Below are 2,217 nucleotides of genomic sequence, written 5' to 3'. Positions count from 1 at the left end.
GTCAGGAAAGTCTCGAGATTGGACGATGATCAATGAAGTAAATTTAAATCCAGAGAAAAAAGAAGCAATGCGGGCGGCATAAAATTTAATTTGATGCGACAACTAACTTGAAAAACTCCGACAAAGAGGTTATGAGGCGCTGCGCTTTTAGAGCAGAAAATAAACACCGAAACTGTATTCTGATTGGCATTGTGTCTTCTCATTTACTTCTCTTTCGCTTCTCTTTGTGCAAATAGATCTTTAATTGATTTATTGGTGAATAGATTAAATAATTTAAGCTTGGCTTTCGTAACAAGCGTACCCGTTATAAGTGATTTATTCACTAAGAGTCTAAGAGGCGCTGCGCTTTTAGAGAAGGAAATAAAGCCGAAACTGTATCCTGATTGGCATTATGTTTTCTCATTTACTCCTCTTTCGCTTCTCTTTGTGCAAATAGATTTTTAGCTGATTTTTAAATAAATTAAGCGTTGCTTTCTTAACAACCTTACTCCGTAATTAGTAATTTATTCACTAAGAGGGTATGAGGCGCTGCGCTTTTAGAGAAGGGAATGAACACCGAAACTGTATTCTGATTGGCATTATGTTTTCTCATTTACTCCTCTTTCGCTTCTCTTTGTGCAAATAGGCCTTTAATTTATTTAATTATTGATTAAGAATTACTGTTCTTCTAAATCAAACTCGGTTAAATGCCCTTCACCGTGTATAAGTTGATAGCGGGCTAAATTCCCTTGCTCTAGTGTTATTAAACTAATAGCTGAGTCACTTACTAAGTATTTTTGCCCTTCACCTATAGTTTGGTGCTTATCTACTTCCATGTGCCAGCGTTTGGTAAAAAAGTTTAAGGGACTTTTTGGGCCATATAAAATTGAATCTAGTTTATCGAGTATGTTTATTAATTTACGCGGGAACTCGTTTTTAATACCGCTGGCGGTAAGTTGCCAAATTCGATTGGGATGATCGCCAAAACGCTTTTGCACTGAAAAGCAAAATGAGTAATGTACGTCGCCAGATAAAATTAGCGTTTCGTTGGGGGTATCGGTTCGCCTAAACGTATCGAGTAACTTTTTGGCCGAGCCTTCGTGCGCCATCCAGTTTTCTACGTCAACCATGAGCGGTTGACCACATATGTTAAACATGGCTTGAATGGCTTCTATTGATTTAACACCAAACACGGGAGCTGGCGATACAATAATAACTTGGTCGTGGCTTAATAGGCTTTCCTCAAGCTCAGTGAGACGTTCCCAATCAAGTAGACCTGAGGGCTCATTAAAGTTTTGCTCATTTCGCCAGCGGTGCGTACGCGTATCTAGCACCACTACTTTGGGTATTGTCGTTAACTCGTAATGCCAAAAACTAAAATCGTTTAGTGGTTTATCAAATGCTTTAAACTGCCATAAATTATTAGCAGTACGGCTTTGCTTGAAAGGTGTAAGTAGCTCGCCTGTTTTATTTAGTGCATCGTTCCCCATCCCTTGGAAAAGCCAATAACTAATTAAACCGTTATTAATGATCCGTTTACTACTTGGGTTTTCATTTATAGCTTGCTCCCACCCAGCGGTGAGGTTCCAATCATCGGTTACATCGTGATCGTCAAACATCATTAGCGTCGATACATTGGCAAACAACCGCTCTACTTCACTTAAGCCTTTTGCATAATCAATCAGTGCTGTTTTTTCAGCGTCAAAAATAGTTTTTTTTTGCTCGCTTTGACCTGAATATGTTGTGTTTTGTATATCAACGCATTGCCAAGCAGCAGCACTAAAATTTAATAAATAAAGTGCTATATATTCTTCAAAGTGGATGAGGTGGTTATACGCTTTTACACTTGAAAAGTGAGGTTCGTCTTTTTTTAGCCAGTAACCCACACCTAACTTTGAGCGTTTTTGCCAAGGCGTTTTTGGTAAAAACAAATGGCGATTATAAAGTTGCTCATTTATGTCGGCGGGTAGCTCAATGGCAAGTGGTTGCTCTTTATAAATACCTAAGGCTTTAATTAACTGATGAACAGCTAATAACATGGGCCCTGCTACGTCATCGGCATAAACCTGATCACCGCTCAGTAATAACAATTGTGCGCCTTGATTATTATTAGCGCGCCAGGGCAAGATCATGAACTTTCCATTTTGAGCCAAGTGTGATCAAATACGCTTCTAATTCATAGGAGTCTCAAATGTTATCTGCCTTTAATGAACATTTTTCACCAATCCCTGATCATCG

1 pseudogene is annotated in these 2,217 nt (G+C 38.7%); it reads right to left on the bottom strand.

Going from position 1 to position 2,217, the window contains the following annotated elements:
• Positions 1–656 precede the first annotated feature (656 nt).
• A pseudogene (locus I6F48_RS21115) lies at positions 657–2,096 on the bottom strand (alkaline phosphatase D family protein); the annotation flags it as partial.
• Positions 2,097–2,217: the final 121 nt, after the last annotated feature.

The sequence above is a fragment of the Pseudoalteromonas sp. SWYJ118 genome, from assembly GCF_015864505.1.
GTDB classification, from domain to species: domain Bacteria; phylum Pseudomonadota; class Gammaproteobacteria; order Enterobacterales; family Alteromonadaceae; genus Pseudoalteromonas; species Pseudoalteromonas arctica.
The sequence above is the reverse complement of the archived record's forward strand: the minus strand, read 5'-3'. Positions and strand labels throughout refer to the sequence as shown.